A 23,544-nucleotide genomic window follows, 5' to 3' on the forward strand; every position below is an offset into this window, starting at 1 on the left:
CAGCGCGGCGCGTGGGACGAGAGGACCGGGAAGGCTCCGACGTCTTACGTTGGCCCCATGAGCAAACCCGCACTGCCGTCGTACGCACAGGTCCTCGAGCTCGAGCCCCTGCTGTCCGGCGAGGTCTCCCCCGATTTCATCGACGTCAACGGGCACATGAACATCCGCCACTACCTCGACTACTGCGCCACGAGCGCCGATGTCATCTGCCGGCGGGTGGGCATCGACGACGACTACCGGGCGCAGCGCCGGATGGGCGTGTTCACCGCGGAGCACCACATCCGCTACTTCAGCGAGATGCACGAGGGCGGCAAGTTCTCCGTGCACACCCTGCTCCTCGGGCGCTCGCGCAAGGCCGGCCACGTGCTGGCGTTCCTGGTCGATCGCGACCGCGAGGTGCTGGCCTGCACCGTCGAGATCGTGCTCGTGCACGTGGGGATGGACACCCGTCGGCCGGTCGACTTCCCCGAGGACGTGTCCGCGGCGATCGACGGCTGGGTCGCAGAGGCTGCGCAGGTCACCTGGCCGATTCCCCTGTCCGGCTCGATGGGCCTGCGGTCCTGAAGGACCGGCGTCAGCCAGCCGCGAGCTGGGCCCGCAGCTCGTGCTTGCGCACCTTGCCGCCGACCGTCTCGGGCATCGCGGCCATGACGACGACCCGCTTGGGCGTCTCGTAGCCGGCCAGTCGCTGACGTGCCCAGGCGATGAGGTCCCGCTCGTTGACCGCGGCCCCCTCGGCGGGGATCACCACGGCCGTGACCAGCTCACCCCACGTGTCATCCGGTACGCCGACCACGGCAACGCGACCCACGGCGGGGTGACCGGCGAGCACGCCCTCGACCCGGATGCTGGAGACGTTCTCCCCACCCGACTTCACGACGTCCTTGAGCCGGTCGACCATCACCTGCGCACGGTCACCCTCGGCGACGTAGGCGCAGCTGTCACCGGAGTGGAACCAGCCGTCCCGGAACGCTTCTCGGGTGGCCTCGAGGTTGCGGTAGTAGCCGGCAGTGATCATCGGGCTCCGATAGACGGCTTCGCCTGCTGCGCCGACCGTGCCGGCGAGCGACGTACCGGACGGGTCGTGCACGTCGGCGGCGAGCAAGGGCGTCGGGAGGCCGACATGGTTGACGCCCTGGAACGACTCCGCCGCCCTCCCGGGCTGGGCGTCGGGCCAGAACCGGAAGCACGACTGGGACTCGGTCTGGCCGAAGACCTCGAGCATCGCGACGTCACCACCCGCCGCGGTCTTCAAGCGGGGAAAGAGATCCGGGGTCATCGCGCCCCACGAGAACATCACGACGGTGAGTGAGGAGAGGTCGACTCCGGCAGGGTCGGCCTCGGCGGCCTCGACCAGCTTGCCGACCCACAGCGGTGAGCCGGCCCAGACGGCGGTGACCTTCTCGCGGGTGACCGCCGCCGCCAGCCCCTCGGCATCCGGTCGGCGGCCGATCACGACGGTGCCGCCGCTGAGCATCGCAGGCATCACGGTCGAGTTGTGCCCGCAGTGGTAGACGATCGGCAGGAACGTCGCGAGCACGAGGTCGGTCTCGTGGGCGAGCCCGCGCGTCAGCGACATCGCGTAGGAGTACGCACTCAGATAGGAGTAGGAGTGCGCCGTCATCGACGCCTTGGGCATCGAGGTCGTGCCCGAGGTGAACAGCAGGGCCCAGATGTCGTCGCCGTGGATGGTCACGTCGACCTCTTCGGTCGGCCGGTCGCCGATCCAGTCGGCGAACTCAGTGCTTCCGGCCGGAGTCTCCCCTCCGATGGGGATGCTGACCGCCGGGCGCAGGCCCCGCGCCGCGAACACCGCGTCACCTCGAGCCGCCAGTCCGGCATCGGCGACGACGAGTGAGACCTCGACGTGGTCGAGGACATGGGCGAGTACGTCGTCCGCGAGCAGCGAGTTGACCGGCACCGCGACCATCCCGGCCTTGGCGATGCCGAAGAACAGGACGATCGCCTCGACGGAGTTGTCGCAGTAGAGCAGGACCCGGTCACCGGGCTCGAGGCCTTCGCCGAGCAGTGCATGTGCCACCTGGTTGGCGGCCTCGTCTGCTTCGCGGTAGGTCATCCGGGCGAACCGCGGGTCGCCGTACGCCCCGTCCCAGCCGACCAGAGCGGTCTTGTCAGGCGTGCTCCAGGTGACCCGCTCGAGGATGTCGCCCACTGACATCCTGTTCCAGCGCCTGTCGGCGCGGCGCGCACGCAGGGTCTCGACGTCGAAGTCTTCGGCTGTGGGGTCGAACCTTGGAGGAGTCACCCTGCGAGTCTGCGCAGGTCGGGCGCCCGGCTCCACCGTGACCAGCATGCAGCGGTGTGGACCTCGACAGTCGCCCCGACTTCAGGATCCGTTGATCTCCGAGAACAGGGCCCGCACCGACGGTGTCCACTTGGCGCGGCGCTCCTCGATCTCCCGTGCCACACGGCGGCCGATCCAGTCGGGCAGCAGCGCCTCGGGCAGCTGCGGGTCTGTGCGGGGCAGCTCCTGCCACTCGCTGATCATGCGGAGGAAGGCGAACATGGTGTCCTCGCCCGGCTTCGGGTCCAGCGTGCCGATCGCCTTGAGCACCATCCGGTAGTGCTCTTCGAGGGCAGCGAGGTCCCACCCCCGAGAGACGATCTCCAACTCCCCGATGCCCACCTCGTCGGTCCTGCCCACGAGCGAGATGGTGTGTTCGTGCAGGTCGAGTTCGGCGATCAGCTCGCGCACCTCGTCGACGCGCTCCACGTGCGGGCTGAGCCAGAGTCCGGGGACGGGGTTCCCGAAGCCTGCCCAGGTGAGTCCGGCGTACAGCGGCCGGCGGGTACGACGGTGCGTCGAGGGGATGGTGACCAGGACCGAGAGCCAGGTGCCCGGCCAGTCCTCGAACGGGTCGCTGAGTGAGAAGACGCGCTTCGAGCCGACCTCGAAGATGTGCTCGAGCCGCGGCCCGAGCGACCAGCTGACCTCGCGGCCGCGTCGCTCCGGGACCATCCAGCCCGACTGTGCGCCTCGTGCGATGGCCTGGCGAGCGGTCTGCTCCTCGATGCCGAGGCCACGCAGGAGCCGCACCAGTGTGGAGGTCCACACCGGTTCGCCGGTGGGCCAGACCAGCTCACCGAGGATCGTGACGAGCAGGGAGCGCGCACTTCCGGGCGCCAGGCTCTCGCCCTCGGCCCGGAGCAATGGCGATCGCCCGACGAGCGGTGCCGTCGATGACGGTGTCGGCATGTGCATTCCTCCTGCGTCCGGACGGCAGCCTAGCCATCTGCCCTTGCCCGATGCGGACCCGAGGTTTAGATTCTACGTGAATCGTGATCGAGTTACATTGAATGTCAATCTTTGGAGGAGCCGATGGACCACGCACCGAGCGACGACCAGCTGGCGATCCGGGAGTCCGTGCGCAGGTTCGCCCGCGACGAGCTGGCCAGCGGATACCTGACCCGCGCGCAGGCCGACGACTTCCCGTGGAAGCAGCACAGACAGGTCGGCGAGCTCGGAGTCCTCTCCTTGCTGGCCGGGCCCGACCACAACCCGCTCGACACCGAGGACTACGTCGCCGTCGGCCTCGCGGTGGAAGAGCTCGCGTACGCCGACTTCAACGTCGCGAACGCCGTCATCCCGGTGCTGCTCATGACGTCGCTCATCGCGCAGCACGGCGACGACGCGATGCGGAAGCGCTGGCTGCCTCCGCTGACCTCCGGCGACACCTACGTCGCATTCGCGCTCACCGAGCCGCACGCGGGGTCGGACGCCACGGCGATCCGGACCACGGCCACGGCCCATGACGGCGGCTACCTGCTCAATGGCGAGAAGACCTCGATCACCATGCTCGCCCAGGCCGAGGCGATGATCGTGGTCGCCCGCACCCTGCGCGACGGGGAGGACGTCGGGGTCTCGACGTTCCTCGTCGACCTGGAGGCCGCCGGGATCACCAAGAGCACCATGTCGGACACCGGCTGGCGACCGATGGGCCGCGGCACGATCTTCTTCGACGACGTCCACGTCCCCGCCGAGGCCCTCGTCGGAGCGGAGGGAAGCGCCTTCCGCAGCGTCCTCGGCGGCTTCGACTTCACCCGCCCCCTGCTGGCGCTCACCGGCATCGGCGCAGCCCAGGCCGCGGTGGACCTGACCGCCCGCTACGTCCGCGACCGCCACGCCTTCGGCCAGCCGCTGTCGCGCTACGAAGGCGTCTCGTTCCCACTCGCCGAGCACAGCACAACCTTGGAGGCCGCACGACTGCTCTGCTACTCGACCCTGTCGCGGCGTACGGCCGGCGAGAAGCACACCGCCGAGGCCGCCATGTCCAAGTGGTTCGGACCCAAGCTGGCCAGCGCCGCGGTCAAGGAATGCCTGCTGCTGCACGGCCACTACGGCTACGCCACAGAGATGGGGCTGGAACAACGACTCCGCGACGTGATGGCCGTGGAGATCGCCGACGGCACTGCCCAGATCCAGAAGATCATCATCGCCCGCGAGCGGTTCGGCCGCGACTTCGTCCCCTACACAAAGGAAACCTCATGACCTCGTCACCGACCGCGCAGCCCACCGCGCCGCCCGCTGCACCACCCGCGCCACCGGCCACCACCGCCCCACTGGCCAACCGGTGGACTCGGCTCGTCGGCGTCGACCATCCGATCGTGCAGGAAGGCCTCGGACCGTTCCGTACGCCGCGCCTTGCCGCGGCGGTCTCCAACGCCGGAGGTCTCGGCACGGTCTCCATGCCAGGCATGCCCGAGGACCTGGCCGCCGGCGCCCGCACCTTCCGCGAGCACATCGAGGAGTGCGCCTCGCTGACCGAACAGGCGTTCGCGGTCAACATCCCGATCGGAGTGGACGCCAACGGCGACGTCCTGCCGTTCACCGACATCTACGTCCGCACCGCCCTGGAGGCCCGCGCCGCGGACAGCTCCATCGCCGCGCGGCTCCGAGTGGTGACCACCTCCGCCGGATTCCCCGGCCCCTACATCGGGATGCTGAAGGACGCCGGCGTGGTGCACCAGCACAAGGTCGGATCGACCCGACAGGCCGTGAAGGCCGCCGAGGCCGGCGTCGACGTGGTCATCGCCGCCGGGTTCGAGATGGGCGGGCACGCACCCAGCGCCGCCGTGCACACGTTCGTCCTGGTCCCCAGCATCACCGAGGCGGTGGACGTACCGGTGCTGCTCACGGGCGGTGCACGCGACGGGCGAGGCCTGGCCGCCGCCCTCGCGATGGGCGCCGACGGCGTCGCCATGGGCACCCGGTTCATCACGACCCACGACAACAGCGACTGGCACCCGGCGTACCTGCAGGCCCTCCTCGACGCGAAGGAGGGCGACGACGTCGCGTTCAACGGGGTCTACGGACCGTGCCGGGGGCTCAGGAACACGGCGTCGCGCGAACTTCTCGAGGGCGCGAAGCTCGGTGAGGTCGATGCCGTGAGCCTGGTGCGCCACAAGATCGAGTCGATGCAGCGGGCCCAGACCGAGGGAGACGTCGAGAACAGCCTGGTCCTCACCGGACAGGTCGCCTCCGCGATCCACGACCTCGTGGACGTGGCCGAGTTCGTGCCCCGGACCGCACGAGAGGCGGCCGACATCCTGCGAGCCCTCACTCGGGACATGGTCGTCGCCTGACCAAAGGCACGCAGAGCCCGACCGTCCAGTGGCGGTCGGGCTCTCCGTTTACTTGTCAGCCTGGCTGTCAGATCGAGGTCGATCGGAGCTCTGCAGGCTCAGGCCTGGGCGCTGACCCGGGTGGTCGCGCAGACCTTGCCGTTCCACACCGCGTCGACGTCGGTGACCCAGAGGGTGCGGCCCGCGTGGCGGGTCGTCGTACGCAGCTCCAGGTCCACGCCGCTCGGCACAGCGCGGGTGTGGACGATGTGCAGGGACGAGGTGGCCAGGTCGCTGCCCGCCTCGACCCTCGAGGCCGTGGCGGCCGCCTCGCTGGCCGCGAGGGAAACGCCGCCGTGCAGTACGCCGCGTGGGTTCTCCCAGCGTGGCACGACGGGAAGCACCCAGCCCTCCCCCATTTCGCGCAGGGAGAGCACACCACTGAGGTCCTGGTCGAGGTCGACCGCGCCATCGAAGGCGAAATCAGTCCGGGCCACGGCGAAGTCCGGCGGATCGGCAATCTCCCGACCACGCTCACGACACTCGGCGATCAAGTTTCCCGAAGCATCGATCAGCTCACCGGTCGCGAAGGATCCGGGCGCGATGCTGCGCGCCGACGCACTCAGCTCACCTTCGGCATCGGCAAGTGGGCGGACGATGTCGATCCAGATCTCGGTACTGACGGTCCAGGCACCCTCGGGGAGGCTGCCGATGATCGAGTAGCCGACCACCTCGTCGACCAGTACGCCGAGGGATCCGACTGCCGGCCGACCGTCAGCCCCCGGGAACAAGCGATCGGCGGGCATCACGCCCCGCACAGTGTCGCCGTCCTGCCAAGGGTCTGCTCCGAAGAGCTTCGTCGGTCCGGAGAGGACGAACTGGATGGCACTCAATGCGTTCACGCCGTCGGCGACGCTCACTCCTGCCCTCATGCTGCCGAGATCCCGCCGTTCACGCTGATCGCCTGGCCGGTGACCCGCGCGGCGCCGGGGCCGGCGAGGAAGACCACCATGGCAGCCAGGTCCTCGGGCTCCGCCACTCCGAGGTGGGCCTGCTCGGCCGCCTTCTCGAAGAGCTTCTTGCTGAAGCCGTCGCTGAGCACGTTCTTAGCGGTGGCCGTCCCGGCGATCAGGGAGGGTGTCAGCACATTCACCCGCACGCCGTCCCGCTTGGCCTCGATCGCGGCGACCCGGCTGAACATCACGATCGCCGCCATCGCCGCACCCAGCACGGACTCACCGGGAGTGGCCACCTTGGCAGCGTCGGAGGCGATGTTGATGATGCTGCCACCACCCTGCTCACGCATGAACGGCAAGACCGCACGGGTCAGCAGCATGGGCGGGACCGCCTGCCCGGAAAGAATCCCCGCGATGTCGAGGGGGTCGGTGCGATGCAGCAGTTCGGGCCGGTACGCCGTGGTCACCGAACTGACGAGGACGTCGAGACCACCGAGCCTCCGGTGCACTTCTGCGACTGCCTCCTGCACCAGGTCGACGTCGCCGGCGTCGACCGACAGGAACTCGACCTGCGCGTCGGGACAGCGCTCGAGGAGGGTCGCCCGGGCACGCGTACCGCGCTCCTGGGACCGGCCCATGAGCGCAATCCGCCGTACGCCGGCATCGAGGAACGCTTCGGCACTGGCCAGGCCGACGCCCGACGTACCACCGGCGACCAGGACCGCCTGTTCTGAGTGAGTGCGGACCAGAGGCCTGGCGTTCATGGGCTCCTCCTGTGGAGTACTACATTATTGGCAACTGAGTTCTCTTGAGTGTCGCACGTTTTCGATCTACCGTGCAGGTGGCACGCATCACACGACCGACTTCTGGAGCGCGACATGACCGATGGCACCGCACGCATGAATCTGACGGAGTCCTATTGGCCGGCCGAGCCCGGCGAGGTCCGCGAGGTCACCGTCTGCGACGTGATCCGTCACGCGGCGACGACCGTGCCCGATCGACTCGCCCTGGTGAACTGCGTGCCGGACGCCGACGCCCGCAAGGAGTGGACGTACGCCGAGTTCCTCAGCGACATCGAGGACGTCGCCAGGGCACTGCTGGCCCGCTACCAGCCCGGGGACAGGATCGCGATCTGGGCACCCAACAGCGCGGAGTGGATCGTGCTTCAGCAGGGCATCGCCATGGCCGGGATGGTGCTGGTCGCGCTGAACCCGGCGTACCGCGCCCGCGAGATGCAGTTCGTCCTCTCCCAGTCGGAGTCCGTGGCGGTCTTCCTGGTCGACACGCACCGGGACTTCGACATGCGCGGCATGGTCGACGAGATGAGCTCCGGACTCCCCCACCTGCGCGGCATCCACCCCTTCTCGGAGTGGGACGAGTTCCTCGCCTCGGGCAGCCCGTCCACCGCGCTGCCCGCCATTGAGCCGCGGGACGTCGTGCAGGTGCAGTACACCTCGGGCACGACCGGCTTCCCCAAGGGCGCCGTCCTGCACCACATGGGCCTGGTCAACGAAGCGACGTTCGTCGCCGAGCGGGCCGGCATGTCCGACGGAGGCGTCTACATCAACGCGATGCCGATGTACCACATCGGCGGTGGTGCAGTGACCTCGTTCGGGGCCTGGGCCAAGCGCGGCACGTTCGTGATCCTTCCCGGTTTCGATCCCGGCCAACTGATCGAGGCGTTCGAGACCTACCGGGGCACGCACACCCTGGTCGTGCCGACCATGCTCATCGCGATGCTCGACCACCCCGAGCTTGACCGGCGGGACATGTCGAGCCTCCAGACCATCCTCAGCGGCGCGGCAGCCGTCCCCGCCGCTCTGGTCCGCAAGACCATGGCTCGGCTGCACTGCCAGTTCAGCATCCTCTTCGGGCAGACGGAGGCGCACGGCGTCGTCTCACAGACGCGCGTCACCGACTCTCCCGAGGACCAGTCCGACACCGTCGGCCAACCGCTCCCGCAGCTGGAGATGAAGATCGCCGACCCCCTCACCGGTGCCCCCGCGGCTCTCGAGATCGCCGGGGAGATCTGCGTGCGCGGCTACCAGAACATGCTCGAGTACTACAACATGCCCGAGGAGACGGCCCGGACCATCGACGACGAGGGCTGGCTGCACATGGGGGACATCGGGAAGATGGACGCCCGTGGCTTCCTCAAGGTCACCGGACGGGTCAAGGACATGATCATCCGTGGCGGCATCAATCTCTACCCCGCTGAGATCGAGGCAGCCCTGCAGGACCACCCGGCCATCGAGACGGCGGCCGTCGTGGGCGCGCCCGACGAGAAGTGGGGCGAGCAGGTCAGTGCCTTCCTCAAGATCAGGCACGGCAGCGAGCAACCCACGGTCGCCGAGCTCACCGACTTCCTGCGCCAGCAGATCGCGCCGCACAAGACGCCCGTCTTCTGGAAGTTCGTCACCGACCTGCCGATGACACCGACCGGCAAGATCCAGAAGTTCGTGCTGCGCGACCAGATCGTCGAGGGGTCGGTGACCTTCGACGAGGTCCGTACGTCGACGAGCGCTCCCGCCGACGCGTAGCTCAGGGCGCGCACGCGTAGCTCACAGCGCCAACGTGTAGCTCCCAGCGACGCCGGGTGCCTCTGGCGCGACTCCGCGAATCCACCAGCGCAGGCCCTACGCCTGAGGTGTGATCCACGTTGAATGAACGTTTGTTCAAGACCTGTTCTTGAACAAACGTTCATTCAACGCCGACCGTGTCGGTGGCGGTGACGTCGGGCTGTTCCGAGGCATCGAGGATCGCCTCGACGGGCTCAGCGACGAACCGCGATGGAGGCGCCGAGGTCGACAGGTCCGGCCAGGTTGCCGTCACACCCGGCGCAGGAGTGGCCGGGCTCGTCGTGCGACGTACGCGGAAAGAGGTGATCGGCGCCGGCCACGTCCTGCACGGGCCGACCCCGCTGGTCGGCCTCCAACGCAAGCAGCGCGGCGCCGTACGCTCCGGTGATCTGCGGCTGCTCCGGCACCCCGACCTCGACCCGGAGGGCACGCGAGAGGAAGTGCACGGCCGCCGGATTGCGCGCCACACCACCGGTGAGCACCACCGGTGTGCGCTTCCCGACCTGCGCCACCAGGGCGAGTGTTCGCGCTGCGATCGCACGGTGCACGGAGGAGGCGATGTCGGCCACCGGCAGGTCCTGCGCCATCAGCGAGACGATCTCGGTCTCGGCGAAGGTCGCGCACATGGTGCTGATCTCGAGATCGTCGTTGCCCTGCATGGCCAACGCACCCAGATCGTCGATCTCGCACTCCAGGGCGCGGGCCAGCACCTCGTAGAAACGGCCGGTGCCGCTGGCACAGCGGTCGTTCATCGCGAACTCGTCGACCAGGCCGTCCGAACCGACGGTGATCGCCTTGCTGTCCTGGCCCCCGACGTCGATGACCAGTCTCACTCCGGGCACCATCTCGGAGGTTCCCCGCGCATGGCAGGTGATCTCCGTGAAGGTGCGCTGCACCCCGGGCACGAGCTTGCGGCCGTACCCCGTCGACACCGTGCCTGAGAGCTCCGCAGTCTCGAGGCCCGCGGACTCCAGCGCGGCATCGATCGCCCGCTGCATGCCGCGTCGGCTCACCGCGCCCATCGCGATGGTGCTCGACGCGGCAATGCCGCCAAGGCCGTCGATGACGACGGCCTTGGCGGTCGTGGAACCGAGGTCGACCCCGAGGTAGTGGCGAGTGGTCACATCGACCCACGCTCACGGCGTACGTCGATCACCTCGAGCATCGCCGCGAGGCGGCTCTCGAGGATCTCGTCCTTGTAGAAGGAGGCGTCCGCGACGTCGCCCTCGAAGAACATCGAGGGGATCCCGAGGTTCTTCTCGGCCGAGGCGGCGAGCAGGCGCTGCGGTCCGGTGAAGGCGCGGCAGGTGCGCGTGGAGTGGAACGCGATCCCGTCGACCTGGTAGTCGGCGCAGTCCTTGAGCGTCAGGTGGTCCAGCGTCCGGGTGCCGTGGTTGGTCGGGCAGAGCAGGTAGTGCTGTGCCATGCCGAGGAGCGGGTCGGACGGGTTTAGGAGCTGCGGCTCCTGCCAGAAGGCGTTCTGGATGTAGCGACCGGCCACCACCGATGCGCCGTGCTCGGCGAACTTGCGGGACAGGAAGCCGAGCTTGTTCCAGTTCATGATGCCGTCGAAGTAGATGCGGTACTTCTCCCCCTCGACCGCCTGGACGCCGGTGTCGATGCGGCCCTGGATCTCGTCGCGTACGCCGGCGAAGTAGTCGACCAGCGCCTGGTCCCCGGGAAGGAAGTTGATCGGTGCGACCGAGGCGATCCAGTCCCAGAAGGTCGCCGGTGCCGGCTTCTGCTTGCAGAGGTCGAGGCCTTCCCGGCGCAGCTCGGCGGCCTGCTTGATGTAGAACATCGACTCACTGAGTGCGTCCCAGTCGAAGGGCCGCCCGGTCTGGAACTCGAGCCAGCTGATCAGCTCGCGCAACTGGTCGGCGACGTACTTCGAGGCGGCGTCCCACTCCTCGCCCTTGAGGTAGCCCGCGTCGGGCTTGTTTCCCCAGAGGAACGGGTGCGAGACGTTGAAGATCGGGACCTCCTTGCCGAACACACGGTAGGACACCTCGTCCCACTGCTGGCCGGTGCTGCAGCCCGCATAGTTGTTGACGAAGAAGTCCGGGCGGGGCAGGCGGGCAGCCAGCTCCTTCTGGTCGTGCATGCCGACGACACCACTGCCGTCGCCCTCGCCCTGCACGGTGAGGACGGAGCAGCCGAGGTGGGTGCGCGAGTAGGAGCAGAGCTCGGAGCTGTAGCCGTACTCTGCGCCGGCCAGCTGGGCCGGCCCCTCCATCTGCTGCGCGGCCAGACGGGCGGAGAACGCCTCGCCGTGGCACCACGCGACACCCGCGGCCTGGAAGATCGGGTTGAGCGCGCCACCGTTGTACCAGACGATCTGCTTTCCCTCGTCGCGTGCGGTGAAGAGCTTCTCCCAGTAGTCGGTGATGAGCTGGCCGCCAGCGCGAGTGATCGCGAGGCGGTTGGTGCGGTCAGGTGCAGTCACAGTCATCGTGCGTTCCCTCTTCCATGCAGTAGGTGGTGGATCAGGCGTACGCCGGCCGCTTGCGCAGCACACGTTCGACGAGGGCCTCGACCCTGGTCCGGAAGGCCTCGAGCGGAATGCCCTCGTGCTCGGTCTCGATCAGCAGCTGCGCGATGCCCTCGGCGTCGAGGCGCTTGCGGAGCTCGGGGTAGAGCAGCATGTGCGGCTCGCAGAACTTCGGCATCAGGTGGATCACTGCCTCCGCACCACTGCGCTCCGTCGACTCCACGAGCCAGGTGTCCCAGTCGGCGTCGTGCTGCACGCGGGTCGGGCAAGGGAGGTTGCCGTTGCGGGAGGTGTACCAGTGGCCGATGGCCTCCATCGGCTCGAGGACCTCGTCCACGTCGGTGGACAGGAAGCGCCGCCCCGTCCAGAGGTCGTCGTCGACCACGAGCGCGCCGCTGTCCTCGATCACCTGGAGCAGCTCGCGGCGCGGGGCGTGGCACATGTGGCCGGAGAGGTGAACCCGCACGCGCTCGTCGCGCGGCTGGCCGACCTTCTCGGCCCGGGCCAGCTCCAGGAGTGCGAGGTGCTCGACCGGGTCCATCACCATCGCCGAGGCGACCAGGTCCTGGAGCTCGGTGGGCGCCCAGGCGGTGCTGCCCGCCGTACGCTCGTCGAAGATCTGCCGCAGGGCGCGCCGGTCTGCGTTGTACGCCGCGATGCTGGCCCTCAGCGACTCGTCGGTCACCTTCGACCCCGAGAGTGCCTCGACCTCCTCGCGGAAGGTGTTCATCATCTCGGCGACCTTCTGCCCGGCCCAGGCATCGCTCAGGGAGGTGGCGAGCATCCCGAAGAAGACCGGGGTCTCCGGCTGCAGCTGACGGGCGACGTCAGCCGCGCCGACCAGCTGGATGCAGTGGTCGGCCATGAAGACGGCGTCGTAGAGGTCGAGGCGACCGGTGGCCACCTGGTCGGCCAGGTTGCGGGTGAAGCCGCAGTAGAACTCAGGAAGCAGGGCGCGTCCCTCGGTCACCGGCTCCTGGTCGTCCGGGACGATCACCGGCAACAGCCCGGCGGCGTGGGCGAGTTCGCGGGGGAAGTTCATCGGCATGACGCCGAGGACCTTGCCGTCGGGGTGTGCCGCACGCCAGGCCGCGACGTACCCGCGTGTGTCGCGAGCCGCCCGGACCAGGCGCTCCATGGCTGGGACGGTCATGTCACTCTCCTGTGGGATGTTCTACGTATTCTGTAAGCGAGTTCCCAATACTGTACAACAAATGATGCATCCCGGGAAGAGCGGCCGCCACAGAGGCATTGCCGGACCAGGGGTTGTGAACGATCGTTCTCAGGGCTATTCTGCAAATGGTCAGGCCAAAGCCTGCCCGCACCCCGAGAGAGGACAGCGACACCTCATGGACGACTTCACCGACATCACCTACGAGGTCGAGAACGGCCTCGCCACGATCACCATCAACCGGCCGGAGCGCTACAACGCCTTCCGCGCGCAGACGGTCGACGAGCTGGTCCTGGCGTTCAAGCGCGCCTGGGGCAGCAACGAGGTCGGCACCGTCTGCCTCACAGGTGCCGGCGAGAAGGCCTTCTGCTCCGGCGGGGACCAGAAGCAGCGCGCGGAGACCGGCGACTACGGCCCGTCCGTGAGCGGCCTGTTCGAGGTCGAGGCGCTGCACCGCGTCATGCGCGACATCCCCAAGCCCGTGATCGCCGCCGTCAACGGCATCGCCATCGGCGGCGGCCACGTGCTGCACGTGCTCGCCGACCTGACCATCGCCGCCGACACCGCGACCTTCGGCCAGAACGGTCCTCGCGTCGGCAGCTTCGACGCCGGCCTCGGCTCGGGCTACCTGGCCCGCGTCATCGGCGAGAAGCGCGCCCGCGAGATCTGGTTCATGCTCCGCCGTCTCTCCGCGAAGGAGGCCGAGGACTGGGGCCTGGTCAACAAGGTCGTGCCGGCCGCCGACCTGATGACCGAGGTCCGCGCCTGGGCGGACACGATGAACTCCTACTCCCCCACCGCGCTGAAGGTGCTCAAGCAGTCGTTCAACAGCGACACCGAGCACTTCGTCAGCATCGGCAACATGGCGATCACGACGTTGAAGATGTTCGGCGAGACCCCTGAGGCAAAGGAGGGCATCACGGCGTTCAACGAGAAGCGCCAGCCCGACTTCTCCGCCTACCGCGGCAACTGACGGGTCCGGGAGACGCCATGAGGCTCGACGCCGAACGACTCGAGTTCGCGGCCGCGATCGCCGACTTCGCAGCCCGCGAGTGTGGGACCCAGGCCCGGCTCGACGAACTGACCGAGAACGAGACGCGGGCGCACAGCCCGGAGATCCTCACCAAGCTCTCGGAGCTCGGCTGGCTCGGCGTCTCCCTTCCCGAGGAGTACGGCGGAGGCGGGGCCGGCTTCGTCGACGAGTGCGTCTTCATCGAGGAGGCGCACCGCGGCCTGCTCCCGGGACTGCTCGCCTACACCACCGGACTCACCGCTGCCCAGACCTACCTCAAGTGGGGCAACGAGGAGCAGAAGAAGCTGATCTGCTCCAACCTGGCCGGCGGTGTCACGGAGGCCATCGCGCTCTCGGAGCCGGGCACCGGGTCCGACCTCGGCGCGGTCCGCACGCGCGCGGTGCGGGACGGCGACGAATACGTCATCGACGGACAGAAGACCTGGATCTCCGTGGCCCACATCGCGGAGCACATGCTGGTCCTGGTCCGCGAGGACTCCTCCGGCCCCAAGCACGAGGGGCTCACGTTGTTGATGGTCCCGACGGCCACGCCGGGAATCGAGATGCGCGAGGTGCGCACGATGGAGGCCCGCACCTGCAACGACGTGTTCTTCACCGGCGTCCGGGTGCCCGCCGCCAACGTCGTCGGCACCGCCGGACAGGGCTGGAAGCACCTGATGCGCGGACTCAGCGTGGAGCGGATGATCATCGCGGCCTTCAGCATCGGGGCCGCACGCCGATCGCTCGACGACGCGGTTGCCTACATGAAGCAGCGCGAGGCGTTCGGCCAGCCGACCAGCAACTTCCAGGCCCTGCGCCACCGGGTCGCCGACCTCGCCACCGACATCGCGACCACGAGGGCCTTCGTCTACGACGTCGCCCAGGCCATCGACGACGGCCACGAGGACGGACTCTCGGCGGAGTCGTCGATGGCCAAGATGCGCGCCACCGAGGTCGCCAAGAACGCCGCCCTGGAGGCCATGCAGCTGATGGGTGGCGCCGGCTACGCCCGGGAGTACGGCATGGAGTTCCAGGTACGGCGCGCGCTCGCGCCGCCGATCTTCGGAGGAACCAACGAGATCCAGCGCGAGATCATCGCCAAGTCGATCTTCTGACCCCGACCCACACGACGGGCCTCGCCGGCTTACCGGCGGGGCCCGTTCCCGTCTGTGCGACAGACGGGAGACACGCCTCGATGTGCTGGCCCACAGCGGCTCCCGCCGGCGCGCTTACGTTCCTGCTGCCGCAGACCTACGTTGACGCAATGAGCCAAGGCAACGAGTTCGAGAACAAGGTCGTCATCATCACGGGGGCGGGCGGTGGCATCGGCGGCGCCACGGCGCGGCTCTTCGCGGCAGAGGGAGCCGTCACCGTCCTCGTGGATCGCGACCAGGGGCCGCTGACCGAGGTCGCGGATGAGATCGGTGGCCATGCGCACCCGTTGGACCTCCGGGACGAGTCGGCCATCGACGGCTTCGTCGAACAAGTGGTCGCCGAGCACGGGCGGATCGACGCGCTGATCAACATCGCCGGCGTCTTCGTCGGCTCCGAGGGCTCGGTCGAGGAGAGCTCCCGGCGTACCTGGGACCTGAGCCTCGACGTGAACCTCCGCGCCACCAGCCACCTCACCGCCCGGGCCCTGCCCCATCTGGTCGCAGTGGGGAACGGAGCCGTCGTGACCACGTCGTCGACGCAAGCCCGCGCGGCCGACGTCGGCTGGTCGTCGTACGGCATCGCGAAGGCGGGGGTCGAGGCACTCACCCGGTACGTCGCCACCCAGTACGGCCCACAGGGCGTCCGGTGCAACTGCGTGGCGCCGGGCGTCACCGCGACCCCGCGTGCGCTCGAACGCTTTCCCGAGGACCGGGCGCGGAGCGTCCGCGCCAACACGCCGCTGCGCCGGTTCGGACAGCCCGAGGAGCTGGCGGAGGCCTACCTGTTCCTCGCCTCGCAACGGGCTTCGTTCATCACCGGTCAGGTGATCCCGGTCGACGGCGGCATGATGGTCCACCTGCCGAGCTGATCGGTGAACCCGATGCCCGCCCGGCGGTTCTCACCGGGCAGGCATCAGGCGTCAGTCGTCGTTGGTCTCGTCCAGATAGATCGTCTTCATCGACTGGAACGCGGCGAGACCTTCGGGGCCGAGCTCACGACCGAGCCCGCTGGAGCGCACCCCGCCGAACGGTGCGAACGGGTCGTTGGAATATCCGTTCACCCCGATCGTGCCAGTGCGCACACGCCGGGCGAAGGACTCGCCGCGCGCAGGATCGGCGGTCCAGACCGAACCGCCGAGTCCGTACTCGCTGTCATTGGCGATCGCCACGGCGTCGTCCTCGTCCTCGTACGGAATCACCGCCAGGACTGGACCGAAGATCTCCTCCTGGGCGATGGTTGCCTTGCGATCCACGTCAGCGAAGACCGTCGGCTCGACGAACCACCCCTTGTCGAGGTCGGCCGGTCGGCCGCCACCGACCACCAAGCGACCACCGTCACTGCTTCCCTTCCGGATGTACGACTCGACGCGGTCGCGCTGACGTTCGGAAACCAGCGGGCCGACCTGTGTCCCGTCCGCCAGCGGATCGCCGACGACGAGCGACTCTGCCAGTCCGGCGATCGTGTCGAGCACTTCGTCGTACCGCGTGCGAGGCGCCAGGACGCGCGTCCCGAGCCAGCAGATCTGCCCGTTGTTCAGCATCGTGGCGGCGAAGAAGTCCTCGATGGTCTCCGCGAGGTTCGCGTCGTCCAGCACCACCGCGGCAGACTTGCCGCCGAGCTCGAGAGTGACCGGACGCAGCAGGTTGCCGCAGGTCGAGGCGATCGCCCGACCGGCGGCGGTGGAGCCGGTGAAGGAGACCTTGTCGACACCGGGGTGCTGGACCAGGTAGCCGCCTACCTCGCGCCCGGCGGGGACGACGTTGAGCACTCCCGGGGGCAGGCCCGCCTCAACGGCCGCCTCTGCCATCAGGAACGCGTCAAGGACGGTCTCCGGCGCCGGCTTGAGCACCACGGTGCAGCCGGAAGCCAGCGCCGGGGCGAGCTTGAGGAACGTGATCGCCTGCGGAACGTTCCACGGCACGATGGCGGCCACCACACCGATCGGCTCCTTCAGCACCAGAGCCTGCTTGCCGAGCATGCCCTGGCGACGTTCTTCCTTGCCCGTTTCGACCAGGCCGGCGTAGTAGCGCAGGAGAAGTGCGGGGAAGCCGGCCTCGAAGTTCATCGCCAGCCACAGCGGCATGCCGTTCTGGATGGAGACGCGTCGCGCGGTCTCGGGGCCGCGCGCCTCGAGGGCGGCGGCGAACCGCTCAAGGACCTCGGTGCGCCTGGCCGGCTCCCACGTTGCCCAACCGGACGGGTCGTCGAAGGCACGGCGGGCGGCGGCCACGGCGTTGTCGACGTCGCCTTCAGCCGCTTCCGGGACACTGCCGATGAACTGCTCCGTCGTCGGCGAGTGGACGTCGATGCGCTGGGTGGTGGTCGGCGACGCCCACTCGCCGTCCAGGTAGAAGCTGTCGTAGTCGATGGTGGTCATGGTTCTCTCCTGAGGGTGGTGGGATTCCCGAGGTGGTGGGTCGTACGGCAGCGCGTCACTCGTGGACCAGGACGACCTTGACCGCCTCGCCGCGCGCCTGGGCGGCAACGGCGTCGTTGATCTTGGCGAACGGCATGGTCGTGACCAGGCGGTCGAACGGGAACCTGCCGGCGAGGTGCAGGTCCACCAGTTCCGGGATGAAGTGGTCGGGGTCGCTGTCGCCCTCGACGATGCCTTGGAAGTGCAGGCCGCGGGCCTGCATCTCGATCAGTCCGACGGCCAGTTCGGAGGTCGGGTCCGACGGCACACCGACCATGCCGAGGGTGCCGCGCTGAGCGAGACTCGCGATGATCTCGTTGACCACGGGGATTGCGGCCGTGGTGTCCAGGGCGAAGCCGACGCCCTCAGGCAGGATGGCGCGGACCTGCTCGGACAGCGGTCCCGCGGCCGGGTCGATCACGTGCGTCGCGCCGAGCTCCAGGGCCAGTTGGCGACGTGCGGCGAGGGGCTCGGCCACGATGATGGTCCCGAGCTCGCGGACCACCGCGCCGAGCACACCGGAGAGGCCCACTGATCCGCCGCCCACGACCAGGAGCGACGACCCGCCGGGGCAGGCCATGGACTGCATGACCGCTCCGGCGCCTGTCTGGATGCCACAGCCCAGGGGGCCGGCCAGCGCGATGTCGAGGGCCGGGTTCACCTTGACGACGTTGCGCTCGCGAGCGATCGAGTGCGTGGCGAAGCTCGACTGGCCGAAGAAGTAGCTGCCACACGCCGTGTCCTGGCGGTGCAGGGTGCTGGTGCCGTCGGGACGCGCTCCGCCAAAGTTCCGGCCCATGAAGTCGGCGCAGTACGACGGAGCGCCCTGCGCGCACTGCGTGCACATGCCGCAGGAGTTGAACGTCGCTGCAACCGGGTCGCCGACAACTACCTTGGTGACGTCGCTGCCGACCGCGACCACGGTGCCGCTGCCCTCGTGGCCGACGACACCGGGGAACGGGAACGGGAGATGGCCGTGCTGAACGGCCAGGTCCGTGTGACAAAGCCCGACCCCGGCGATCTCGATGACGACCTCGTCAGGGGCCGGGTCGGCGAGCGTGAGTTCCTGGAGGACGAAGTCCTGGCCGAGTCCTTCGAGCACTGCTGCGGTGATCTGCATGGTTCTTCCTTTGTCCGATGGGATCAGTTGGTGTCCGGCACGACGACGCGGGCGCCGTCGCACTCGGCCGAGACGATGAGTTGGCAGGAGAGCCGTGAGCGTTCGCAGGCACCGTCGAGGAACTCGACCAGCTCGGTCTCCTCGTCCATCGGCTCGTCGAACAGGGCCATGTGCTCAGGGGCGACATGGACGTGGCAGGTGGCGCACGAGCAGCTGCCCCCGCACTCGGCGACGATGCCCGGCAGGTTGTTGCGCACCGAGCCGTCCATGACGGTCTGGCCTTCGGGCACATCGACGGTCTGTTCACTGCCGTCCGGCAGCTGGTAGGTGATGTTGGGCATGGGCTTGCTCCTGGAATCGGACGAGCTGTTGATGGGTCAGGCGAGGGCGAGCTCGCGCAACGGGACTGTCGGGTCGCCGAGTCGGTCCGCGTCGACGGGGCGGTTCGAGGCGAGCAGCCGACGTCCCGCCATGAAGTCGGCATTGGCGTTCGCGGCCTCCACGGCCACGAGGCGCCCACCGTGGTGGTGGAAGAGCGCGAACGATCCGGTCGCGGGCTCGCCGCGCAGGACGGTGTCGTACGGCGCCGCGACGACGCCGGCGATCTTGAGCTTCAGGTCGAACTGGTCGGACCAGAACCACGGGACCTCGGGTTCCACCGACGGCTTCCCCATGATCGATGCGACTGCCTGGCGGGCCTGCTCGGTCGCGCTCGGGATGCTCTCGAACCGCATCGGCTCGCCTCCGCCGTGCCGCGGGCGCACGGTGACGTCGCCCAACGCCCAGATGGCGTCATCACTGGTCCGCGCGGCCCCGTCCACCACCACGCCGCCACGGCAGAGGAGGCCGGAGCGTGAGGCGAGTTCGTCGCACGGGATGGCACCGACTCCGACGACGACCGTTCCAGCGTCGACGGCCTCGCCATCGGCCAGGCGGATCCGGCGAACTCCGTCGGCGTCGCCCTCGAAGGCCACCACGTCGGCGCCGGTGCGCACATCGGTGCCCCGACCACGGTGGTGCGCGGCCAGGATGCCGGACAGCGCCGGGCTGGCCACTCGCGCCAGGACCCGGTCCTCACGTTCGAGGACGGTGACCGGCACGCCTCCCGAACGGGCCACGGCGGCGACCTCAAGGCCGACGTAGCCTCCGCCGACCACGGCCAGCCCCGCGGCTCCGGCCAGCCCGTCGCGGAGTGCGGCCGCGTCCTCGATCGTGCGAAGGCTGAGCACCCCGGGCAGGTCGCATCCGGGCACGTCCAGCATGCGCGGCCGTGCCCCGGTCGCGAGCACCAGGGCGTCGTACGTCAGCACCTGGCCCAGCGATGTCTCGACCGTGTGCGCGACCCGATCGATCAGGGTGATCGTCTCGTGGAGCCTGACAGTGATCGAGTTCTCGACGTAGAAGGGAGCCTCGCGGAGCCATTGCGTGGCCGGCTCGGCCAGGAAGGTCTTCGACAGGGGTGGTCGCTGGTAGGGGAGATGTCGTTCAGCACCCACGAGCACCAGCTCGCCGTCGTACCCCGCCTGGCGCAGCAGCGCCGCGAACGTGCCGGCCGCATGCCCGGCTCCGACCACGACGACCCGGCCCGACATCAGGCTCACGTGAGTTCCAGGCGCATCGGCAGCCTGCGAAGTCCGCCGACGAAGTTCGTCTGCACCACCTTGCGCTCGCCGGTGACCCGGAGGTCCGCGATGCGAGGCAGGAGTTCCTCGAGCATGATCCGCAGCTCCTGCTTGGCGAGGTGCTGACCGATGCACATGTGCGGGCCGTAGCCGAAGGCGATCTGCTTGTTGGGCTTGCGGTCGAAGTGGAACTCGTCGGGGCTCTCGAAGACATCTGCATCGCGGTTGGCCGACTGGTAGAGCAGCATCATGCGCTCTCCCTTGCGGATCTCCTGGCCACTGAGCACGTAGTCCTGCTCTGCCCGGCGGGTGAACTGCTTGACGGGCGAGGCCCAGCGCAGGCCTTCGTTGACGAGGTCGGGGATGCGGCTCGGGTCGGCCTGGACCTCGGCCAGCTGACCGGGGTTCTGGGCCAGCGCCTCGAGGAGGGACGCCATGGTGCTCGACGTGGTGTCGTGCCCGGCGGTCGCGATCGCGATGAACCAGCCGTAGGCGACCTCCTTGGGGAAGTAGTCCCCCGTCTCCGGGTGCCTGGCCTGGGCGATGATCGTGGCGAGGTCCTCGCGCGGTTCGGCACGCCGCGCGTTGAGCAGGGTGTCGAAGTAGGCGTAGAAGTCCTGGATGGTCGCCGACCATTGCTGGGCGGCAGCGTCGGGCGTGAGTGGTTCGACGTCCTCACGCTGGGTGTCAGGGTCGGCGGTGCCGAAGAACTCCTGGGTCAGCGCCATCATCCGGGGCTCGTCCTCGGCGGGGACCCCGAAGAGCGTCATGATCACGTGGAGGGGGTAGCGCAGGCAGAAGTCGGCGACCACCTCGATGTCGTTGACACCTGGCTTGAGCTGGTCATCGATCGCTTCGCGGGCCAGCTCCCGGATCCGGTCCTCCCACTGCTTCAGCGACGCCGGTCGGAACCATTGGGTCGCAATGTCCTTGACCATGGTGTGCTCGGGCGGGTCGAGGTAGGTCAGCGTCTCGAGGACCCGGAGGCTGCCACCGGTGAGCGACTTGGTGAAGGCGTCGCCGGCCTGGTTGGCGAGGACCGGGTTGTGCGACCCGGGGTCGTCGCCGCCGCCACTGGTGAAGACGTCCGGCTGGCGCTCGATCTCCATGATGTCGGCGTGCTTGACGACCAGCCAGAGCGGGTCGTAGCCCTCGACGTCGGAGAGCGCGAGCGGTGCGTTCTCACGGAGCCACCGATAGGCCTCGAACAGCGCCTCGTCGTCGCTGTGCCCCTCCGGAAGGACGACGCGACGGCCGATCTCGTCGGGAACTGTGGCCCGGGTGGAAGGGGCGGTGACAGTCATGGTTTCTCCTCGATGTGATGCCGGTCACGAACTGGCACCATCTTGCGAGGATCGGGGGTTGCGGCTCATCCCCCTCGAGGGGTGGCTTCCTACCCCTCCGTCCACCCCGGCTCCCGGCGGGGACGGGAGCGATAGAGCGCCCCGGCGTGGGCCCGGTTCTCGGCACTCACCTTGCGGAGCACGTGCTTCACGTGGGTCTTGACCGTGCCCTCCGCGATGTAGAGCCGGTCGGCGATCTCGGCATTGCTGACGCCGTCGCCGAGCAGCGCGTAGACCTGCGCCTCGCGTCGAGTCAGCCCCTCTCCCAGACGGAGCGGCACGGACTCGGACGACGCGGGAAACGCCACCTCCCCACGTGGCTCCTCCACTGCAGAGGTGCGGGGCTCGGTCGCATCGATGTCTCCGATCTGCGCCACCAGGTCACTGAGGGCCGAGGCCTGGCGCCCCAGACGGGAGCGAACACTGTCGAGTTCCTCCCGCATCGCCACGCGCTCGAAGGCAAGGCCCAGTCCCTCCACGAACATGCTGATCAGGTCACGGTCGAACCCGTCCAGCTCCGCGCCCTCGACGCTCTGGTCGGCGTGCACGAATCCGACCACCTTCGACCCCCGAATGAGGGGCGCGGCGACGTACGACGTCGAGTGCATGACGGCCTGGATGTCGAGGTGCACATGAGGGTTGTCGAGCGCATCGCGGACCAGCATCGAGCGCCGATGCCGGATCATCGCCGCCTCGAGCAGGTCGCGGGTGTGCCAGTAGGGCGCGTCGCCCGCGGCCATGATCGCCCGCGCCTCTTCTGGCCCGCTCGCGGTGTACGTCGACACCGGCACCCAGCGGGCCTGGTCCACCCAGGAGAAGAGCACGCGCCGGAAGCCGAGCGCCGACACCTCCCGGGGCACTTGCGCAGTGAGCGCCTCGACCGAGCCAGCCGTACGCATGCGACGCAAGGCGGACTGCAAGGCGTCGACCGACTCGCGGCGGCGGGTGAGTTCGTGGGTCTGCACCTGCAGGCGGACGGCCCCCACCTCGTTGGCCACGGCGCCTGCTCGCACCTGCTCATGTGGGTGGGCGGCCAGCCAGCCGCTCAGCGTCGCGTCAGCGCGATCCAGGGCGTGGTTCAGGGACTCAATGCCCCCCACTGCATGGAACGCCGCAAGGCCCGGTTCCGCCGTGAGGCCCGAAGTCAGGCGCAGGACCGCATGCACGCGCTCGGCAAGTTCGTCGAACATCAGTCCCCTCTCGGCACACTCTGGATCGGACTGGTGTCGGCAATGGTACGACCTTTTTGTCCTGATGCGCACCCCCGGAGGGATCAGGTCCAGATCACGCCCGGGCGGCCGCCGTCGACCGTGATCACCGACCCGTTGGCCACGCCTCCCCGCGGCGAGGCGAGGAAGGTGATCACGTCGGCGACCTGCTCCGCGGTCACCGGCCGACCCAACGCATTGCCCGCGGCCTGCTCGGCGTACGCGGCGTCGTCGGCAACCCGCTCGGTGACGGTCAGGCCTGGGTGGACACACGTCACCGAGATGCCGAACGGGCCCAGCTCGTCGGCAAGGTTCTTGGTGATCGCGACGACCGCGAGGTTGCGCACCGAGCCGGTGATGGAGCCCGTGAGGCGCGCGTTCATCCCACTGACGTTCACCACCGCGCCCCCACCTGCGGCCTCGAGGTGAGGTGCGGCTGCCCGGACGACGCGCACGTAGCCAAGCGCCTTGGTGTCCATCTGCCGCAGGAAGTCGTCGTCATCGAGGCCGGCCAGCCCCGGAACCTGACCGGGCGTGGCGCGGGGCGCCGCACAGTTGACCACGATGTCCAGCCGTCCCAGTTCGAACACGGCCCGGTCGACGGCAGCACGAACCTCGACATCCTGCGTGGTGTCTGCACGGACGACGACAGTGCCCGGGCCGACCCCTGCGGCACTCTCGGCCAGGCTCTGCCGATCCCTCCCGAGAAGGGCCACGCGGGCGCCTTCCCGGCCGAGCGCCTTCGCCACCGCAAGGCCGATGCCGCGATTGCCGCCGGTGACGAGAGCCGCCTTGCCGTTGAGATCGAGATCCATGGAGTCACTCTGCCGGATGCCGGGCATGGCGGCGCTCCGGCGTCCAGCAAGGGGTGGAGCCTCCCACACCCGA

At 68.9% G+C, this 23,544-nt stretch carries 21 protein-coding genes; 7 read left to right on the forward strand and 14 right to left on the reverse strand.

Annotated elements, in window-relative coordinates:
- Positions 1-57 precede the first annotated feature (57 nt).
- Positions 58-564 (forward strand): thioesterase family protein, encoded by a 507-nt coding sequence (locus ASH02_RS14675; RefSeq protein ID WP_056687870.1) that lies wholly within the window; start codon positions 58-60, stop codon positions 562-564.
- A gap of 10 nt (positions 565-574) precedes the next feature.
- Here ASH02_RS14675 and ASH02_RS14680 read toward each other — a convergent pair whose 3' ends face one another.
- Both ASH02_RS14680 and ASH02_RS14685 read right to left on the reverse strand, forming a co-directional pair.
- Positions 575-2,266 (reverse strand): AMP-binding protein, encoded by a 1,692-nt coding sequence (locus ASH02_RS14680; RefSeq protein WP_056688233.1) that lies wholly within the window; start codon positions 2,264-2,266, stop codon positions 575-577.
- Between the two features lie 81 nt (positions 2,267-2,347).
- On the reverse strand, positions 2,348-3,217 hold the full coding sequence (locus ASH02_RS14685) for a PaaX family transcriptional regulator (RefSeq protein ID WP_162251047.1): 870 nt from the start codon (positions 3,215-3,217) through the stop codon (positions 2,348-2,350).
- Positions 3,218-3,340: 123 nt separating this feature from the next.
- Here ASH02_RS14685 and ASH02_RS14690 point away from each other — a divergent pair, with 123 nt between their 5' ends.
- Positions 3,341-4,510: an acyl-CoA dehydrogenase family protein gene (locus ASH02_RS14690; RefSeq protein ID WP_056687864.1), complete on the forward strand. Its 1,170-nt coding sequence runs from the start codon at positions 3,341-3,343 to the stop codon at positions 4,508-4,510.
- Positions 4,507-5,604, forward strand: a complete 1,098-nt coding sequence (locus tag ASH02_RS14695; RefSeq protein ID WP_082564133.1) for an NAD(P)H-dependent flavin oxidoreductase — start codon at positions 4,507-4,509, stop codon at positions 5,602-5,604. Before ASH02_RS14690 ends, ASH02_RS14695 begins: the two co-directional genes overlap by 4 nt.
- Before the next feature lie 98 nt (positions 5,605-5,702).
- Here ASH02_RS14695 and ASH02_RS14700 read toward each other — a convergent pair whose 3' ends face one another.
- Together ASH02_RS14700 and ASH02_RS14705 are read right to left on the reverse strand one after the other, a co-directional pair.
- A complete protein-coding gene (locus ASH02_RS14700; protein WP_082564132.1) occupies positions 5,703-6,515 on the reverse strand; it encodes a PaaI family thioesterase in 813 nt (270 codons plus the stop codon).
- The gene (locus ASH02_RS14705) at positions 6,512-7,303 is read right to left on the reverse strand and encodes an SDR family NAD(P)-dependent oxidoreductase (RefSeq protein WP_056687857.1); all 792 of its coding nucleotides are present in this window, start codon (positions 7,301-7,303) and stop codon (positions 6,512-6,514) included. The genes ASH02_RS14700 and ASH02_RS14705 overlap by 4 nt, the downstream gene beginning before the upstream one ends.
- Positions 7,304-7,417: 114 nt before the next feature.
- Here ASH02_RS14705 and ASH02_RS14710 point away from each other — a divergent pair, with 114 nt between their 5' ends.
- A complete protein-coding gene (locus ASH02_RS14710) occupies positions 7,418-9,079 on the forward strand; it encodes an AMP-binding protein (RefSeq protein ID WP_200951234.1) in 1,662 nt (553 codons plus the stop codon).
- Between the two features lie 233 nt (positions 9,080-9,312).
- On the opposite strand, the gene ASH02_RS14715 is transcribed toward ASH02_RS14710, so the two are convergent.
- Genes ASH02_RS14715 through ASH02_RS14725 form a run of 3 tightly spaced genes read right to left on the reverse strand, consistent with a single transcriptional unit; the run spans position 9,313 to position 12,762 of the window.
- On the reverse strand, positions 9,313-10,242 hold the full coding sequence (locus ASH02_RS14715) for an acyl-CoA dehydratase activase (RefSeq protein WP_056687854.1): 930 nt from the start codon (positions 10,240-10,242) through the stop codon (positions 9,313-9,315).
- Entirely contained in the window at positions 10,239-11,570 is a 1,332-nt protein-coding gene (locus ASH02_RS14720; RefSeq protein WP_056687852.1) for a 2-hydroxyacyl-CoA dehydratase subunit D, read from the reverse strand. Before ASH02_RS14720 ends, ASH02_RS14715 begins: the two co-directional genes overlap by 4 nt.
- 34 nt (positions 11,571-11,604) lie before the next feature.
- The gene (locus tag ASH02_RS14725) at positions 11,605-12,762 is read right to left on the reverse strand and encodes a 2-hydroxyacyl-CoA dehydratase subunit D (protein ID WP_200949865.1); all 1,158 of its coding nucleotides are present in this window, start codon (positions 12,760-12,762) and stop codon (positions 11,605-11,607) included.
- A gap of 196 nt (positions 12,763-12,958) precedes the next feature.
- Between ASH02_RS14725 and ASH02_RS14730 the strand changes: the two genes are divergently transcribed.
- From ASH02_RS14730 to ASH02_RS14740, 3 genes are all read left to right on the forward strand, one after another.
- Positions 12,959-13,753 (forward strand): enoyl-CoA hydratase-related protein, encoded by a 795-nt coding sequence (locus tag ASH02_RS14730; protein ID WP_056687849.1) that lies wholly within the window; start codon positions 12,959-12,961, stop codon positions 13,751-13,753.
- A gap of 17 nt (positions 13,754-13,770) precedes the next feature.
- A complete protein-coding gene (locus tag ASH02_RS14735) occupies positions 13,771-14,907 on the forward strand; it encodes an acyl-CoA dehydrogenase family protein (protein ID WP_056687846.1) in 1,137 nt (378 codons plus the stop codon).
- Between the two features lie 149 nt (positions 14,908-15,056).
- Complete coding sequence (locus ASH02_RS14740; protein WP_056687843.1) at positions 15,057-15,815, forward strand: SDR family NAD(P)-dependent oxidoreductase; 759 nt, start codon at positions 15,057-15,059, stop codon at positions 15,813-15,815.
- 51 nt (positions 15,816-15,866) lie between these two features.
- On the opposite strand, the gene ASH02_RS14745 is transcribed toward ASH02_RS14740, so the two are convergent.
- From ASH02_RS14745 to ASH02_RS14775, 7 genes are all read right to left on the reverse strand, one after another.
- Entirely contained in the window at positions 15,867-17,324 is a 1,458-nt protein-coding gene (locus ASH02_RS14745; protein WP_056687840.1) for an aldehyde dehydrogenase, read from the reverse strand.
- A 55-nt stretch (positions 17,325-17,379) separates the two neighbouring features.
- Positions 17,380-18,483: an NAD(P)-dependent alcohol dehydrogenase gene (locus ASH02_RS14750; protein WP_056687837.1), complete on the reverse strand. Its 1,104-nt coding sequence runs from the start codon at positions 18,481-18,483 to the stop codon at positions 17,380-17,382.
- Between the two features lie 23 nt (positions 18,484-18,506).
- Positions 18,507-18,824 carry a 2Fe-2S iron-sulfur cluster-binding protein gene (locus ASH02_RS14755; protein WP_056687833.1) on the reverse strand — a complete coding sequence of 106 codons (318 nt, stop codon included), beginning with the start codon at positions 18,822-18,824 and terminating at the stop codon, positions 18,507-18,509.
- 36 nt (positions 18,825-18,860) lie between these two features.
- Positions 18,861-20,075 carry an NAD(P)/FAD-dependent oxidoreductase gene (locus ASH02_RS14760; protein WP_056688220.1) on the reverse strand — a complete coding sequence of 405 codons (1,215 nt, stop codon included), beginning with the start codon at positions 20,073-20,075 and terminating at the stop codon, positions 18,861-18,863.
- 5 nt (positions 20,076-20,080) lie between these two features.
- Complete coding sequence (locus ASH02_RS14765; RefSeq protein ID WP_056687831.1) at positions 20,081-21,409, reverse strand: cytochrome P450; 1,329 nt, start codon at positions 21,407-21,409, stop codon at positions 20,081-20,083.
- An 89-nt stretch (positions 21,410-21,498) separates the two neighbouring features.
- Positions 21,499-22,638 carry a LuxR C-terminal-related transcriptional regulator gene (locus tag ASH02_RS27290; protein WP_056687828.1) on the reverse strand — a complete coding sequence of 380 codons (1,140 nt, stop codon included), beginning with the start codon at positions 22,636-22,638 and terminating at the stop codon, positions 21,499-21,501.
- Positions 22,639-22,721: 83 nt separating this feature from the next.
- Complete coding sequence (locus ASH02_RS14775) at positions 22,722-23,471, reverse strand: SDR family NAD(P)-dependent oxidoreductase (RefSeq protein WP_057295154.1); 750 nt, start codon at positions 23,469-23,471, stop codon at positions 22,722-22,724.
- Positions 23,472-23,544: the final 73 nt, after the last annotated feature.

It is taken from the genome of Nocardioides sp. Soil796 (assembly GCF_001429525.1).
Classification (GTDB): Bacteria; Actinomycetota; Actinomycetes; order Propionibacteriales; family Nocardioidaceae; genus Nocardioides.